Here is a 15,488-nt window from a genome sequence, read left to right as displayed (position 1 = left end):
CCTGGTTGGTAAACCATCGGGGACAAAACAAAGCGCCGCGCCGGACGGGCCGGGGCGGCGCTTGGAGCTGCCGGGTCACCGGCGGCGGGCGGTCAACCCAGGTTCGGCGCCAGGGTGCGCTTCAGGTCTTCCAGGCTACGGCCGCTGCGCGCGGCGTAGTCCTGCAACTGGTCTTCGCCGATGATGCCGACGTTGAAGTACTGCGACTGCGGGTGGCTGAAGTAAAAGCCCGACACGCTGGACGCCGGGAACATGGCGTAGCTGTCGGTCAGCATCATGCCGATGTCGGCGCCGTCCAGCACCCGGAACATGTCGGTCTTGACCACGTGTTCCGGGCAGGCCGGATAGCCGGGCGCCGGGCGGATGCCCACGTACTTCTCGGCGATCATGTCCTCATTGGACAAGGCCTCGTCCGCCGCGTAGCCCCACAGGTCCTGGCGCACGCGGGCATGCAGGCACTCGGCGAAGGCTTCGGCCAGGCGGTCCGCCAGCGACTTGAGCATGATGCTGGAATAGTCGTCCAGCGCCTTCTCGAACTCGGCTTCCTTCTTCTCGATGCCCAGGCCGGCCGTGACCGCGAACATGCCGATGTAATCCAGCTTGCCGCTGGACTTGGGCGCGATGAAGTCCGACAGCGACTTGTTGCTGACGCCTTCGCGCTTGGCGCCCTGCTGGCGCAGGTTGCGGTAGGTGAACAGCACCTCGCTGCGGGTTTCGTCCTTGTAGACCTCGATGTCTTCGTCGTTGACGCTGTTGGCCGGGTAGAAGCCGACCACGCCGTTGGCGGTCAACCAGCGACCTTCGACGATGCGCTTCATCATGGCCAGACCGTCGGCGTAGACCTTGCGGGCCTGCTCTCCCACCACCTTGTCGTCCAGAATCGCCGGGAACGGCCCGAACAGGCTCCAGGTCTGGAAGAACGGGCCCCAATCCACGTACTTGGATATCTCACCCAAGTCGTAGCTCTTGAAGGTGCGGCGGCCGATGAATTTGGGCCGCGGCGGCGTGTAGGCGTCCCAGTCGATCTGCGGCCGCGAGGCGCGCGCCTCGGCCAGCGGCAAAATCGGCGTGGCGCGGCGGTTGGCGTGGCGGCGGCGCACGTCCTCGTATTCCTCGGCCAGCTCGGCCAGGTAGGCGTCCGCCTGCTCCGACATCAGGTTGGTGGCCACGCCGACGGAACGGCTGGCGTCCGGCACATAGATGACCGGGCCTTCGTAATTCGGCGCGATTTTCACGGCGGTATGCACGCGGCTGGTGGTGGCGCCGCCGATCATCAGCGGCACCTTGCGGCTGCGGAAATACTCGTCGCGCTGCATTTCCGAGGCAACGTAGGCCATTTCCTCGAGGCTGGGCGTGATCAGGCCGGACAGGCCGACGATGTCGGCGTTCTCTTCCTTGGCCTTTTCCAGGATCTGGGCGCAGGGCACCATCACGCCCATGTTCACGACTTCGAAGTTATTGCATTGCAGGACCACCGACACGATGTTCTTGCCAATGTCGTGCACATCGCCCTTGACGGTGGCGATGACGATCTTGCCCTTGGCGCGCACGTCGCCGCCGGCGGCCGCGATCTGGCGCTTTTCCTCTTCGATGAACGGGATCAGGTGAGCCACGGCCTGCTTCATGACGCGCGCCGATTTCACCACCTGCGGCAGGAACATCTTGCCTTCGCCGAACAGGTCCCCCACCACGTTCATGCCGTCCATCAGCGGGCCTTCGATCACCTCGATCGGCCGGCCGCCGCGCGCGGCGATCTTCTGGCGCACCTCTTCGGTGTCCTCCACGATGAACGCGGTGATGCCGTGCACCAGCGCATGCGACAGGCGCGCCTCGACTTCTGCGTTGCGCCACGCCAGGTCTTCTTCCTTCTTGGCGCCCGAGCCCTTCACGGTATCGGCGAACTGCACCAGGCGCTCGGTCGGCGTGCGCTCATCCGCCGGGTCGGTCTTGCCGACCGGCACGGCGCGGTCCAACACCACGTCTTCGACCAGGTCGCGCAGCGTGGGATCCAGGTCGGCATATACGCCCAACTGGCCGGCGTTGACGATGCCCATCGTCATGCCTTCCTTGACCGCGTAATACAGGAACACGGTGTGGATCGCTTCGCGCATCGGCTCGTTGCCGCGGAACGAGAAGCTGACGTTGGACACCCCGCCCGAGATGCGGGCATGGGGCAGGTTTTCGCGGATCCAGCGCGTGCCTTCGATGAAGTCCACGGCGTAGTGGTTGTGCTCGTCGATACCGGTGGCGACCGCGAACACGTTGGGATCGAAAATGATGTCTTCGGGCGGGAAGCCTTCTTCCTCGACCAGGATCTTGTAGGCGCGGCCGCAGATTTCCTTGCGACGCTCCAGCGTGTCGGCCTGGCCGAGCTCGTCGAACGCCATCACCACCACCGCGGCGCCGTAGCGGCGGCACAGGCGGGCATGGTGGCGGAAGGGCTCCAGCCCTTCCTTCATGGAAATCGAGTTCACCACCGGTTTGCCCTGCACGCACTTCAGGCCGGTCTCGATGACTTCCCATTTCGAGCTGTCGATCATCACCGGCACCCGGGCGATGTCGGGCTCGGAGGCGATCAGGTTCAGGAAGCGATGCATGCAGGCCACCGAATCCAGCATGGCCTCGTCCATGTTGATGTCGATGATCTGCGCGCCGTTCTCGACCTGCTGGCGGGCCACGGCCAGCGCCTCGTCGTATTTCTCTTCGCGGATCAGGCGGGCGAACATCTTGGAGCCGGTCACGTTGGTGCGCTCGCCGACGTTCACGTACAGCGTGTCTTCGTCGATGTTGAGCGGCTCCAGGCCCGACAGGCGGGTCTTGACCGGAATGTCGGGCACCACGCGCGGCGTCAGCGCCGTGACCTTCTCGGCAATCGCGCGGATGTGGTCGGGCGTGGTGCCGCAGCAGCCGCCCGACATGTTCACCAGTCCGGCGCGGGCGAATTCCTCGAGCAGTGCCGACGTGTCGGCCGGCGTTTCGTCAAAGCCGGTTTCGGCCATCGGGTTGGGCAGGCCGGCGTTGGGATACACACAGACGTAGGTGTCGCAGATCTTGGACAGCTCGGCCACGTAGGGGCGCATCAGCGCCGCGCCCAGTGCACAGTTCAGGCCGATGGTCACCGGGCGGGCATGGCGCACCGAGTTCCAGAAGGCCTCGACGGTCTGACCCGACAGGATCCGGCCGGACGCGTCGGTCACGGTGCCCGAGATCATGACCGGCAGGCGGATGCCGCGTTCCTCGAATACCTCTTCGGTGGCGAAGATGGCCGCCTTGGCATTGAGCGTGTCGAAAATGGTTTCGATCAGGACGATGTCGATGCCGCCGTCGAGCAGGCCATTCAGCTGTTCTATATAGGCGACCCGCAATTCGTCGAAGGTGACGTTGCGCGCGCCCGGATCGTTCACGTCGGGCGAGATCGAGGCGGTCTTGGGCTGCGGACCCAGCGCGCCGGCCACGAAACGCGGCTTGTCCGGCGTGCTGTACTGATCACAGGCCTCGCGCGCCAGCCGGGCCGACACCAGGTTCAGCTCGTAGGCCAGCTCCGGCAGGTCGTAGTCGCCCTGCGCGATCGAGGTGGCGCCGAAGGTATTGGTTTCGATGACGTCGGCGCCGGCTTCCAGATACTGGCGGTGGATTTCGGAGATCACGTCCGGCCGCACCAACGTCAGCAGTTCGTTGTCGCCCTTCAGGTCCTTGCCGTGGTCGGCAAAGCGCTGGCCGCGGAAATCGGCCTCGCCCAGCTTGTAGCGCTGGATCATCGTGCCCATGGCCCCATCCAGGATCAGGATGCGCTGGCCGAGCAGGCGGGCGAAATCGCCACCGCGGGTATAGCTTTCGGGCGGGTAAGGCAGGCGGGGATACGACACGTTCAGGTCCGGATGGGGTTGAGCGGCGGCGCCAAGGCTGCGCAGATGTCGCTAAAAAGCGATAAACGCCGAAAAAACAAGCCCTGATCGTAACAAAATAGGCCTGATCCCGCCCCCCGGTGATACAGTTTCGGCCCCGAACCGGTGCTTTCGGCGCAACAGGGCAGGCAAGAACGCAACACTTGCCGGCCTGCGTGCGGAAGGTAAACGGGAAACAGGAAGACGCCACGCCGCGCCGCCCACAAGGCCGGCCGGCCCGGCATCCGACCTGTGCTGCCCCCGCAACGGTCACCATGCGCGCGACGCGCCCATGGCAGCCCGATACCGGCCTGTTCGATCGCCAGGATGTCCGCCCGGCGCCCTCAAGGGGTCGCCGCAGGCCTGGGCCTCCTCCCCATCGTGATTGACCTGCGGGGTCGCGGGTCGCATCGAGGTTACGTAGATGAAATCCCGCTCCATCCGGCGCTACGCCGGCGCCCTGCTCTGTTCCGCTCCCGCCCTGTCGGCAGCCCAGCAAGCCGCTACCCCGTCCGAACTCGACGCCATCACCGTCACCGCCCAGCGCGTGCCGACCGACGGCCGCACCCTGCCCGTGTCGATCTCGGTCATCACCGCCGACGACATTGCCGCCAGCAGCGCGCGCACCATGCAGGACCTGCTGTCGACCCAGGCCGGCATCCACCTGATCAACACCAGCAGCGCCAGCGACAACGCCATCGTCGACCTGCGCGGCTTCGGCATCACCGGCGCCAGCAACACGCTGATCATGATCGACGGCGTCAAGCAGAACACCAACGACCTGTCGGCGCCCAGCCTGGGCGTGGTGCCGCTGGACCAGGTGGAACGCGTGGAAATCGTGCGCGGCAGCGGCTCGGTGCAATACGGCGGCGGCACGACCGGCGGCGTGATCAACATCATCACCCGCAAGGATTTCTCCAAAGAGCCGGTGACCGCCCGCGCCACCGCCACCTTCGGCAGCTACGGCCTGCGTCAGTACGACGCCGCCGTGGCCATGAACAACCAGAAGGTAGGCGTTGACGCCTACCTGCAATCGCTGCACAGCGACGGCTACCGCGACCACAGCGGCGAAAGCCGAGAGGGCGGCGGCGGCGGCGTGACGTTCCGCCACGACAACGGCTCGATCCGCCTGTACGGCAACACCACCACGCAAAAGCTGGACCTGCCGGGCCCGCGCCTGATCAACCCGACCACCGGCGAGAACCAGTTCGAAAGCGACCCGCGCGGCGCCAAGAACAAGGTCGACTACATCAAGACGACCACCACCACCTTCGGCCTGCAGGTCGAGCAGCAGATCGGCGTGGGCACCCTGTACGCCGACGCATCGACCCGCGAGAAGAAGCTGAACGGCCTGTCGTACGACGGCTTCGGCGACACCCTGCGCAAGCAGAAGCTGGAAGAAAACCTGGCCAGCCTGCGCTACCGCCTGCCGATCACCGGCGGCCACAGCGTCGTCTTCGGCGCTGATGCGCAAGAGGCCAAGACCAGCGCCGACCAGAACGCCTACTACGACTTCACGCCGTCCAAGTGGCAGTCGCGCCAGCACCAGTACGGCCTGTTCGCCGAAGGCCAGATCCGCGCCACCGACAGCACCTACGTGACGATGGGCGTGCGCCGCCAGTACGCCTCGGACAAGCTGGAAGTGATTTCCGGCTCGGGCGAGGAATCGGACAAGGGCCATCACCTGACCGCCTGGCAACTGGGCGTGCGCCAGGACCTGGCCGCCGGCTTCGGCCTGTACGGCAAGGTCGGCCGCAGCTTCCGCCTGCCCAACGCCGACGAAGCGCTGTCGGTGCAGTCGCCGCTGGCGCCGCAGACGTCCACCGACAAGGAACTGGGCGTGACCTGGGCCTCGGACAAGAGCAGCGCCCGCCTGTCGTGGTTCCGCTATGACCTGACCAACGAGATCCAGTACAACCCGCTGGCCGACGGCATGTGGGGCCCGGGCACCGGCGCCAACACCAACCTGGATCCGACGCGCCGCCAAGGCATCGAACTGGAAGGCCACCACGCGCTGACCCGCAGCGTGACGCTGGACGCCAATGTGACCTGGATGCAGGCGCAGTTCCGCTCGGGCACCTACGCTGGCGTGGACCTGTCGGGCAAGACCGTGCCGCTGGCGCCCAAGTGGCTGGCCAACGCCGGCGTGACCTGGCGCCCCACCGACGCCTTCCTGTGGAACGTGTCGGCGCAATACGTAGGCAAGTCGCGCATGGACAACGACCAGGCCAACCAGTTCGACACGCAACTGGACGCCTACGTCCTCTTCAATACCAAGGTGGCCTACAAGTTCACCCGCAATATCGAAGGCGCCCTGGGCGTGAACAACCTGCTGGACCGCAAGTACGCCACGTACGGCATCCGCGGCGGCAACGCGTCGTTCGAGATGCTGGGCCCGGTTGCCAACTACAACCTGTACCCCGCGCCCGGCCGCAACTTCTACGCCTCGCTGACCGTGCGCTACTGAGCTGCCGCGGCGCACCGCCCGGGAACGTCGCGCCGCGCATGCGCGGCGCGACGCAGCGATACCGTGCTAACGAGCCCCCGGGCGGCTATCCGATATAGTCGGCGTTTCGCGCCGACTATTTTTTTGGCCTTCCCCGCATGACACTCCGTCGCACGATTCCCCTCTCCCTTCTGAGGCTGCTGCTGGCCTTCGGGCCAGCCGTGGCCGGTGCGGTGGATTCCACCGCGATCCATGCCCGCGACGACCGCGGCCGCGACATCACCCTGGCCGCCCCGGCCCGGCGCGCGGTGACCCTGGCGCCGCATGCCACCGAACTGGTCTACGCCGCGGGCGCCGGCGGCTACCTGATCGCCACCATCCGCGGCAGCGACTACCCGCCCGCCGCCCGCCAGCTGCCGGTCATCGGCGACGGCACCCAACCCGACCCCGAGCGCGTGGCTTCCGTCCGGCCCGACCTGGTGATCGCCTGGCAGCCCTCGGCCGCCGCGCCGCTGGCGCGCGTGATGGACAAACTGGGCGTGCCGGTCTATTACAGCGATCCGCAGACGCTGGCCGCCATTGCCGACGCCATCGAGCGGCTGGGCGTGCTGTTCGGCACGGAATCGACCGCCGCGCCCGCGGCCCAGGCGTTGCGCGCCCGGCTGGACGCGCTGGCCGCGCGCTACGCATCGCGCAAGCCCGTGCGCGTGTTCGTGCAGGCGGGGCTGGACCCGATCTACACCTTGAACCACGCCAGCATCGTCAGCGACGCCCTGCGCCTGTGCGGCGGCGTCAACGTGTTCGGCCAGGCGCCCGTGGTGGCGCCGCAGGTCGGCCTGGAAAACGTGCTGGCCGCGCGCCCGGACGCCGTGCTGGCCGGCGTGGCCACGCCGGCCGACACCGCCCGCAACCTGGCCGCCTGGCGCGGCATGGGCCTGCCCGCAGCCGTGGCCGGCCATGTGTACGGCATCGACGCCGACGCGCTGTACCGCCCCGGTCCGCGGCTGATCGACGCCGCCGAACAGCTATGCGCGGACCTGGACCGCGTGCGCGCGCCTTCTTGAAGCCTGGTGACACCCGCAGGCGCCTGGCACAGGCCGCAGGGGCATGCGCGGCATCTTCCCGCCGCCCGCGCAGCCGCCGCCATACAGGAAGCGCGGTTTCTGGAACGGCCGCGCGCCTCGGTGCTTTATGATTCGCGTTACCGTGATCAATCCCTTGATCCGCCCGATCATCAGCCAGCCCCCGCGGGTCCCGCAGCGCGCACCCGCTCTTTGAAACACCGCCATGACCACTCAAGACACTCTCAGCATCGCCGGCCGCACCTATTCGTCGCGCCTGCTCGTCGGCACCGGCAAGTACAAGGACTTCGAACAGACCCGCGCGGCGCTGGACGCCAGCGGCACGCAGATCGTCACAGTCGCCATCCGCCGCACCAACATCGGCCAGAACCCGGGCGAACCCAACCTGCTGGACTACGTGCCGCCGTCCAAGTTCACGCTGCTGCCCAACACCGCCGGCTGCTATTCGGCCGACGACGCCGTGCGCACGCTGCGCCTGGCCCGCGAACTGCTGGACGGCCATGACCTGGTCAAGCTGGAGGTGCTGGGCGACTCGCACACCCTGTTCCCCAACATGCCCGAAACGCTCAAGGCCACCAAGACCCTGGTCGACGAAGGCTTCAAGGTCATGGTCTATTGCACCGACGATCCCATCCAATGCCGCATGCTGGAAGACATGGGCGCCGTGGCGGTCATGCCGCTGGCCTCGCTGATCGGCTCGGGCATGGGCATCCTGAACCCCTGGAACCTGCGCCTGATCATTGACCAGGCCCGCGTGCCGGTGGTGGTGGACGCCGGCGTGGGCACCGCGTCCGACGCCGCCATCGCCATGGAACTGGGCTGCGACGCCGTGCTGATGAACACCGCCATCGCCGCCGCGCGCGACCCGGTGCTGATGGCCAGCGCCATGAAAAAGGGCGTGGAATCCGGCCGCGAAGCCTTCCTGGCCGGCCGCATGCCCAAGAAGCTGTACAGCGGCGCGCCCAGCTCGCCCACCGAAGGCCTGATCACCGCCGCCCCCGGCGCCGCCAAATGAGCACGCGCCAAGCGGCCGCCGGCGAGCGCCCCATCCCCAACGCGCTGACCATCGCGGGCGTCGACCCCTCCGGCGGCGCCGGCATCCTGGCCGACGTCAAGGCCATGAGCGCCCTGGGCGCCTACGGCTGCGCCGTCATCGCCGCCCTGACCGCCCAGAACACCCAGGGCGTCACCGGCATTTCGCCCGTGCAGCCGGATTTTGTCGGCCTGCAGATCGACACGCTGTTCGCCGATGTCCGCATCGACGCGGTCAAGATCGGCATGCTGGGCCAGAAGCCGGTGATCCAGGTGGTGGCGGAAAAACTCGCCAAATGGAACCCGGCCCACGTAGTGCTGGACCCGGTCATGGTCGCCAAGAGCGGCGACCTGCTGCTCGAACGCGACGCGGTCGGCGCCATGCGCGAAGCCATGCTGCCGCAGGCCACCCTGCTCACGCCCAACCTGCCCGAAGCCGGCGTGCTGCTCGAAGAGCGCCCGGTCGAGACGGTCAAGGAAATGCGGCGCGTGGCCGAGCGCCTGCGCAACAAGATGGCGCATTCCGGCCAGCGCTGGGTGCTGGTCAAGGGCGGCCACCTGCCCGGCAACGAAACCATCGACCTGCTGCACGATGGCGACCGCATGATCGAGCTGCCCGGCCACCGCATCGAAACCGCCAATACCCACGGCACCGGCTGCACCCTGTCGGCCGCCCTGGCCGCCCTGCTGCCGCAGGTCGAGGACGTGCCCGAGGCCGCCCGCCGCGCCAAGGCCTACCTGACCGAAGCCATCCGCCACGCCGAGCGCTTGTCGGTCGGCTCCGGCCACGGCCCGGTGCACCACTTCCACGCGTGGTGGTGACGCCCCGGCGGGCGGCGCGGCCTGCGACGGCGCCTTGCCTGCCAGCGCGGTTACATCCGGCGCGGCGCCCGCCGCCTCGCCGGGATTCCGGGCGCTGACGCCCGGCTGTAACTTTTCCGGCTGAGCCCGGGCCGTCACAGGACGCTACGAATCGGTACAATGGTCAGTTGATTCCTCTGTTTTTTCTGACCGTCATGAACGCTTCGACCCTGCCCGACGTAGAACAAGCCCGCTTCAACATGGTGGAACAGCAGATCCGCCCGTGGGATGTCCTGGACGCCAACGTGCTGCAAGCACTGTTCGACGTGCGCCGCGAACAATTCGTGCCGCCCGCCCTGCGCGCCCTGGCCTTTTCCGACCTGGAACTGCCGCTGGAAATCAACGCGGTCAACACCCGCCAGACCATGCTCGCGCCCAAGGTGGAAGCCCGCCTGGCGCAGGAGCTGCAACTGAGCAAGAGCGACTGCGTGCTCGAAATCGGCACCGGTTCCGGGTACCAGGCCGCCCTGCTGGGCTACCTGGCGCAACAGGTCACCTCCGTCGAAATCGACAGCCGCCTGGTCACGTTCGCGCAGCAGAACCTGCAGATGAACAACGTCACCAACGTCAAGGTCGAAACCGGCGACGGCCGCAACGGCTGGGGCTCCACCGAATACGACGCCATCCTGGTCACCGGCTCGGTGCCGGTCGTGCCGGATGCGCTGAAGTACCAGCTGCGCGTGGGCGGCCGCCTGGTGGTCATCGTGGGCCAGAACCCGGTCATGACCGCCTGTCGCATCACCCGTACCACCGCCGCCAGCTTCGAGACCGTCAATCTGTTCGAAACGGTCGTCAAGCCCCTGCGCGGCGCCACGGTGTCGCAGTTCAAGTTCTGAGTTCCCACTGGACGGGGCCCTGACGGCCCCGCCCTTCCGCTCCGCGCCCCATCGGCCGGCAACGGAACCTCAGACCCCGGTTTCCTGGAGCAACACCCCTCCTCCTGACAGATCATGCGCGTCCGACTGCTTACGGCTTTACTGGTTTTTACCTCCGCCGCAAGCGTCGGCCCGTCGCCCGCGTCCGCGCAGAACCTGCTGCAGGTCTGGCAGGCCGCCCTGGGCAATGATCCGCTCTATGCCTCGGCCCGCGCCAATTACCGCGCCGGCCTGGAAAAAGAACCCCAGGCCCGCGCCCTGCTGCTGCCCGAAGTCTCGGCGGGCGCCGGCGGCGCCTACCAGCAGACCCGCAGCACCCGCGGCGGCGTCGCCTATAGCGGCGGCCGCGGCGTCTGGGACCTGGCGCTGACCCAGCCCCTGTTCGACTGGGGCCGCTGGCAGAATTTCGAGCAGTCCAAGCTGGTCGTCGCCGATGTCGAAGTCCAGCTGCAACAGGCCTACCAGGACCTGTTGCTGCGCGTGGCCGATGCCTACTTCAATGTGCTGTACGCCCAGGACACCCTGACCGCCACCGAAGCCGAAAAGGCCGCCGTGGCCGGCCAGCTGGAATCGGCCAAGCGCAACTTCGAGCTGGGCAACGCCACCATCACCGATACCTACGAGGCGCAAGCGCGTTACGACCTGGTAGTGGCCCAGGAATTGCGCCTGCAGAACGACCTGGACGTGCGGCGCGACGAGCTGGCCAAGATCATCGGCAGCCCGCCCGGCGCCCTGGCCGAACTGCCGCCAGGCGTCCGGCTGCCCGCGCCGCAACCGGCCCGCGTGGCCGACTGGAGCACCCAGGCCGAGGCATCCAGTCTGGACGTCCTGCGCGCTCAACTGCTGACCCGCATCGCCGGGCGCGAGATCCAGATCGCCAAGAGCGGCCACTACCCTACCCTGAACCTGCGCGCCACCAGCGGCAGCGCCAGCGACGCCGTGATGCGCAACGGCGCTCCGGGCAAGCCCATCGACAGCAGCATCGGCGTGGTGCTGTCGATTCCGCTGTATTCGGGCGGCGGCGTGTCCTCGCAGGTCACCGAAAAAGTACAGCTCGAACAAAAGGCCCGCCACGACTTCGAGGCGGCGCGCCGCCAAGCCGTGCAGGCCGCCCGCCAGTACTACAGCGGCGTCACCAGCGGCCTGGCCCGCATCCAGGCCCTGGAGGCTGGCGAAAAATCCAGCCGCGCGGCGGTCGAGGCCAACCAGACCGGCTACGAAGTCGGTGTGCGCATCAACCTGGACGTGCTCAACGCCCAGCAGCAGCTCTACGCCACCCAGCGCGACCTGGCGCTGGCGCGCTACAGCACGGTGCTGGCCGGGCTGCGCCTGAAGGCCACCAGCGGCATCCTGGCCGAGACCGACCTGGATGCAATCAACCGGCTGCTGCGCGAACCACGCTGAGCGCCTGTTGAACCCGCATGCCGGCGGCAGTACCAGACAACACCCGCGGCGCAAACGATAAAGGCGGCCTGCCGGCCGCCTTTATCGTTTGCGCTTGCCGCCTTGCGGCTACGCGCCCTGGATCTTCTTGACCAGCGCCGTGGTGGAACGCTCGAACTCGAACGGAATGGCGACCGCGCGGCCGCCCCAGGATTTGACCAGGGCGGTTTCGGGCAATTTTTCCATGTCGTAGTCGCCGCCCTTGACGATGAGGTCGGGCTTGAGCTGACCGATCAGGGCCTCGGGGGTGTCTTCGTGGAACGAGGTCACCACCGTCACAAAGCCCAACGCCGCCAGCAGCGCGGCGCGATCTTCCATGCGGTTCAAGGGGCGTTCGTCGCCCTTGCCCAGGCGGCGCACCGATTCGTCGGTGTTGACCGCCACGACCAGCGTGGCGCCCAACTGGGCGGCCTGGTCGAGATAGGTGGCATGACCGCGATGCAGGATGTCGAAGACGCCGTTGGTGAACACCAGCGGCCGCGGCAGGCGGCCGGCAGCGACGGCGGCGACGCAGTCGTCGCGGGACAGGACTTTGGATTCGAAACGGGCGGCTGGCATGGCGCGATTGTACTCAGGCGCCGGCCAGGATGATTTCCTTTTCCTTGGGCACGACCAGGGCGGTCATTTCCTTGCGGTAGCGATTCAGGTCTTTGACCGTCTCGAAGCTGCGGTCCATCAGCTTGGACAGGATGTGCAGGATACGGGTGGCGACCTTCTGTTCCCAGACACCGTCAAAGCGGATCTGGGTGTCCAGCCAGTGCTCGAGCCAACCCGGCTCGGGCAGGCGCGACTGCACCGTGTCGTTGGGGAACAGGTCCTTGTTGACGTGCAGGTTGGTCGGGTGCAGCGCTTGCTGCGTACGGCCGGCCGACGCCATCAGCACGCCGATCTTGGAAAACGCCAGGCGCGCCTGGACGCTGGTGTCGTCGCCGCGGTTGTGCAGCGCGCGGCGCATGTATTGCAGGTAGGCGCCGGCGTGGCGGGCTTCGTCCTGGGCCACGGTCTTGTAGATGGCCTTGATGACCGGCTCGGTATGCCATTCGGCGGCGCGGCGGTACCAGTGGTTCAGGCGCACTTCGCCGCAGAAGTGCAGCATCAGCGTTTCCAGCTCGGGGGCCACGTCGAATTCGAAGCGCACGTTGTGCAGCTCTTCTTCGGTGGGCACCAGGTCCGGGCAGAAGCGGCGCAGGTATTCGATCAGCACCAGGGAATGCTTTTGCTCTTCGAAGAACCACACCGACATGAAAGCGCAGAAATCGCTGTCGCCGCGATTGTCGCGCAGGAACATTTCGGTGGCCGGCAGCGCCGCCCACTCGGTGATGGCGTTCATCTTGATCGTCTGGGCCTGCTCGTCCGAGAGCTTGCTGCGATCAAAATCCCCCCAGGGAATATCGTGCGCCATATTCCAGCGCACCGCTTCCATGGTCTTGAAGAGTTCAGGATAAAGCATGTTCTGCCCTTGTTTTCGTCCCGCTAGTGGGGCTATAGAAATTAATGAATGGCGCACGCGCTTGCTGGCGTGACGCTGCATTGGCCGCCGCAGCGCTATTTTTCGCCGTCTCCCGCGAAGCTATGATGACTGTTTCATGAATGAAACATGACAGGGGGATCGCACTACACCATCGCGCCGCCTATCGCGTCAATGCCCATAAGGCGACCCCGATCGCCAAGGCAAGCACGCCAACCAGCGCTGCGATCAGCCGGTTGCTCTGTTCCTGGGCCCGCCGCAACTGGATCATCTCGGCCAACAGGGCCGGCGATACGTTCGGGCGGTTCAGGTGGTCATGGACCAGCCTGGGCAGGGCCGGCAGCATCTGCGACCACTGCACGGCTTCTTTTTCCAGGCTCTGCCGCAGGCCCTTGATGCCGACCCGCTGGCGCATCCAGCGTTCGAGATAGGGCTTGGCGGTTTTCCAGAGATCCAGGTTGGGGTCCAGCTGCCGCCCCAGGCCTTCGACGTTCAGCAATGTCTTTTGCAGCAGCACCAATTGCGGCTGGATTTCGACATTGAACCGGCGCGAGGTCTGGAACAGGCGCAGCAGCACCTGACCCAGCGAAATCTCGGACAAAGGGCGATCAAAATAGGGTTCGCAGACGGCACGCACGGCGCCTTCGAGTTCTTCTTCGCGCGTGTCAGGCGGCACCCAGCCCGACTCGATGTGCAACTGCGCCACGCGGCGGTAGTCGCGATGGAAGAAGGCCAGAAAGTTCTGCGCCAGGTAATTCTTGTCGAACTCGGACAGCGAGCCGACGATGCCGAAGTCCAGCGCGATATAGCTGCCCAGCGTTTCGGGCCGGTCGGACACGTAGATGTTGCCCGGATGCATGTCGGCGTGGAAGAAGCCGTCGGTGAACACCTGGGTGAAGAAGATCTCGACGCCAGTGCGGGCCAGCGTGGGGATGTCGATGCCCAGCTCGCGCATGCGCTCGACCTGCCCCACCGGCACGCCGTACATGCGCTGCATGGTGAACACGGTGGACGCGGTGTATTCCCAGATGACCTCGGGCACCATCAGCATGTCGCCGCGGCCGGATTCCGGGCCGAAATTGCGGCGCAGCTGGCTGCAATTGGAGGCCTCGCGCACCAGGTCCAGCTCGTCGTGCAGGTATTTGTCGAACTCGGCCACCACCTCGCGCGGCTTGAGCCGGCGGCCATCGGCGCCCAGGCGCTCGATGATGCGCGCCACGATCTTGAGCAGCGACAGATCCTTTTCGATGATGTTGAGCATACCCGGGCGCAGCACCTTGACCGCGACTTCGCGGCCGTCGTGCAGCACCGCGAAGTGCACCTGCGCGATGGAGGCGGACGCCACCGGATCGACCTGGAACTGCGCGAACAGCTTTTCAGGCGGCGCGCCCAGCGCGGCCTCGATGCAGGCCGCCGCCTGGGCCGACGGGAACGGCGGCACGCGGTCCTGCAGCAGCGCCAGCTCGTTGGCGATGTCGGCGGGAATCAGGTCGCGGCGGGTCGACAGCACCTGGCCGAATTTCACGAAAATCGGACCCAGCGATTCCAGCGCCATGCGCAGCCGCTGGCCGCGCGGCTGGCGCGGGCGGGTGCCCAGCCGGATGACGCGTAGCAGGCAAGTGGCCAGGGGATGGTTCAGGCTGGACAGCACCAGCTCGTCCAGACCATAGCGCAGCGATACCAGGATGATGCGTAACAGGCGCAGCAAAGGGAACATGGATCAGGCGCCCCGCTTGGCGCTGGCCGTGGCCAGACGGGATTGCAGGGCGGCGGCCGAGCGCGCCACGGCATCGGCGCGGGCATTCAGTTCGGCCAGGTCCAGGCGCCATTGTTCCAGCGCGGGGCGGCCCAGCAGCATGCCGCTTTCTTCGGCCAGGTATTCAGACACGTTTTCAGCGAACCGCTGGCTGGCCTTGCGGGCGCCGCCGGCGGCCGCGCGCAAGCCGCTCGCGATGCGCAGCGCGGGGATGTCGCCCACCACGCGGGCCAGGCTGTCTTCGGGGTCCCAGCGCAGTTGCTTGGACAGGTCCGCCACCACCTGGGCCAGCGCCGCATCGCCGGAGATGTGCGTGGCCTCGGCGAAATCAGGCGTTTCGCCACCCGCGCCCAGGCGCGGCAGCGGCAGCTTCTCGGGCGCGACGGTCAGCGTCACGTCGGGCACCACGGCCGGGTCGGCCTGGGCGGCCAGCCCCTCGCTGTCGATCGTCAGGCCCAGCGTGAATCCGCCCAGCGCGAAGCGCACGGTCTTGCCGGCATGGCGCGCCAAGCGCTCGCGCGCCCAGTCTTCGCGCTTCAACAGGGCGTCGAGCGCGTTCACAGCCAGCCGCGAGGGAGTGGGCAGAAACGAGAAAGGCAACATGACGGTCCGCAGCCCCGCAAACGGGGTGACGAAGTTGA

The 15,488-nt window shown here is 67.0% G+C and carries 11 protein-coding genes and 1 riboswitch; of the genes, 6 read left to right on the top strand and 5 right to left on the bottom strand.

The window, feature by feature from the left end:
* Positions 1 to 92 precede the first annotated feature (92 nt).
* The gene (gene metH, locus A9974_RS02805) at positions 93 to 3,866 is read right to left on the bottom strand and encodes a methionine synthase (protein ID WP_183002635.1); all 3,774 of its coding nucleotides are present in this window, start codon (positions 3,864 to 3,866) and stop codon (positions 93 to 95) included.
* A gap of 169 nt (positions 3,867 to 4,035) precedes the next feature.
* A riboswitch (cobalamin riboswitch) is annotated at positions 4,036 to 4,214 on the top strand.
* Between the two features lie 94 nt (positions 4,215 to 4,308).
* On the opposite strand from metH, the gene A9974_RS02800 reads away from it, so the two are divergent.
* The 6 genes from A9974_RS02800 to A9974_RS02775 all read left to right on the top strand — a co-directional run bounded on the left by A9974_RS02800 (position 4,309) and on the right by A9974_RS02775 (position 11,584).
* Complete coding sequence (locus A9974_RS02800; protein WP_183002634.1) at positions 4,309 to 6,351, top strand: TonB-dependent receptor; 2,043 nt, start codon at positions 4,309 to 4,311, stop codon at positions 6,349 to 6,351.
* Positions 6,352 to 6,488: 137 nt separating this feature from the next.
* A complete protein-coding gene (locus A9974_RS02795; protein ID WP_183002633.1) occupies positions 6,489 to 7,394 on the top strand; it encodes a cobalamin-binding protein in 906 nt (301 codons plus the stop codon).
* A gap of 223 nt (positions 7,395 to 7,617) precedes the next feature.
* Positions 7,618 to 8,427 (top strand): thiazole synthase, encoded by an 810-nt coding sequence (locus A9974_RS02790; protein WP_183002632.1) that lies wholly within the window; start codon positions 7,618 to 7,620, stop codon positions 8,425 to 8,427.
* Positions 8,424 to 9,266 carry a bifunctional hydroxymethylpyrimidine kinase/phosphomethylpyrimidine kinase gene (thiD, locus tag A9974_RS02785; RefSeq protein ID WP_183002631.1) on the top strand — a complete coding sequence of 281 codons (843 nt, stop codon included), beginning with the start codon at positions 8,424 to 8,426 and terminating at the stop codon, positions 9,264 to 9,266. Before A9974_RS02790 ends, thiD begins: the two co-directional genes overlap by 4 nt.
* Before the next feature lie 194 nt (positions 9,267 to 9,460).
* Complete coding sequence (locus A9974_RS02780) at positions 9,461 to 10,141, top strand: protein-L-isoaspartate O-methyltransferase (RefSeq protein ID WP_183002630.1); 681 nt, start codon at positions 9,461 to 9,463, stop codon at positions 10,139 to 10,141.
* Positions 10,142 to 10,255: 114 nt separating this feature from the next.
* Positions 10,256 to 11,584 carry a TolC family outer membrane protein gene (locus A9974_RS02775; RefSeq protein ID WP_183002629.1) on the top strand — a complete coding sequence of 443 codons (1,329 nt, stop codon included), beginning with the start codon at positions 10,256 to 10,258 and terminating at the stop codon, positions 11,582 to 11,584.
* Between the two features lie 108 nt (positions 11,585 to 11,692).
* On the opposite strand, the gene rfaE2 is transcribed toward A9974_RS02775, so the two are convergent.
* The 4 genes from rfaE2 to A9974_RS02755 form a co-directional block, all read right to left on the bottom strand.
* Positions 11,693 to 12,181, bottom strand: a complete 489-nt coding sequence (rfaE2, locus tag A9974_RS02770) for a D-glycero-beta-D-manno-heptose 1-phosphate adenylyltransferase (protein WP_183002628.1) — start codon at positions 12,179 to 12,181, stop codon at positions 11,693 to 11,695.
* A gap of 13 nt (positions 12,182 to 12,194) precedes the next feature.
* On the bottom strand, positions 12,195 to 13,073 hold the full coding sequence (locus A9974_RS02765; RefSeq protein ID WP_183002627.1) for a ferritin-like domain-containing protein: 879 nt from the start codon (positions 13,071 to 13,073) through the stop codon (positions 12,195 to 12,197).
* 181 nt (positions 13,074 to 13,254) lie between these two features.
* On the bottom strand, positions 13,255 to 14,808 hold the full coding sequence (gene ubiB, locus A9974_RS02760) for a ubiquinone biosynthesis regulatory protein kinase UbiB (RefSeq protein WP_183002626.1): 1,554 nt from the start codon (positions 14,806 to 14,808) through the stop codon (positions 13,255 to 13,257).
* 3 nt (positions 14,809 to 14,811) lie between these two features.
* Positions 14,812 to 15,450, bottom strand: a complete 639-nt coding sequence (locus A9974_RS02755; protein WP_183002625.1) for an SCP2 domain-containing protein — start codon at positions 15,448 to 15,450, stop codon at positions 14,812 to 14,814.
* Positions 15,451 to 15,488: the final 38 nt, after the last annotated feature.

Origin of the sequence: Achromobacter sp. UMC71 (genome assembly GCF_014170305.1) — a bacterium.
In the GTDB taxonomy this organism is placed as follows: domain Bacteria; phylum Pseudomonadota; class Gammaproteobacteria; order Burkholderiales; family Burkholderiaceae_B; genus Achromobacter.
Note: the sequence above shows the minus strand (reverse complement) of the source record. Positions and strands in the feature narration are given on the sequence as shown.